This window comes from Terasakiella sediminum (genome assembly GCF_033100395.1).
In the GTDB taxonomy this organism is placed as follows: domain Bacteria; phylum Pseudomonadota; class Alphaproteobacteria; order Rhodospirillales; family Terasakiellaceae; genus Terasakiella.
Window position 1 is genome coordinate 1 of record NZ_JAWLVJ010000075.1, and the last position, 761, is coordinate 761.

The 761-nt window shown below is 52.8% G+C and carries 1 protein-coding gene; it reads left to right on the forward strand.

Annotated elements, in window-relative coordinates; translation table 11 throughout:
• Window positions 1-761, forward strand: a 761-nt coding sequence (locus tag RYZ26_RS19880) for a cadherin-like domain-containing protein (RefSeq protein WP_317685001.1), incomplete at both ends; no start/stop codon positions are given.

Below are 761 nucleotides of genomic sequence, written 5' to 3' on the forward strand. Positions count from 1 at the left end.
GACGCTGAACATTGCCGATCTGATCGCCAATGATAACATCATTGATGGCGGCACTATTACAGGTGTGTCCGGGGCCCAAAACGGTACGGTCAGCCTTGATACGGAAAATGGCACCATTACCTTCACGCCGGATGCGGGCTATGACGGTGCGGATGCAAGCTTCGTCTATACCATCACGGATGAAGACGGCCAGACCACCTCTGCCACCGTGGATGTGGATATTGCCGATATCGACAACACATTGGCCGATGACAGTGCCACACTGGCGGAAGACAGCAGCAAAACCATCAATGTGATTGACAATGACACCATCGTTGATGGCGGCACGGTCACAGGCATTACGCAACCCACAAACGGTGTTGCGCTCTTGAATGATGATGGCACAGTGACCTATACACCTGCTGATGATTATAACGGCACGGACAGCTTTACCTATACGGTGACCGATAACGACGGGGAAACCCAGATTGCCACTGTGAACCTGACGGTGACACCTGAAAATGACGCCCCTGTCATTGACTCTATCGATCTGGCAGACGGTACCGAATATGCAGAATATACGCTGACAGCAGCGGACCTGCTGGCGGCAGCTTCTGATGTGGATGGCGATACGCTTTCTATCACGGATGTGAGCTCAACCGATCCGGATGTGTCTATCACCGATAATGGGGATGGCACCTGGACGATTGTGTCTGATGAAGAGGGCGAGCAACCGATCAACTTCTCTGTCTCTGATGGCACAACGACCACCACAGCCACCA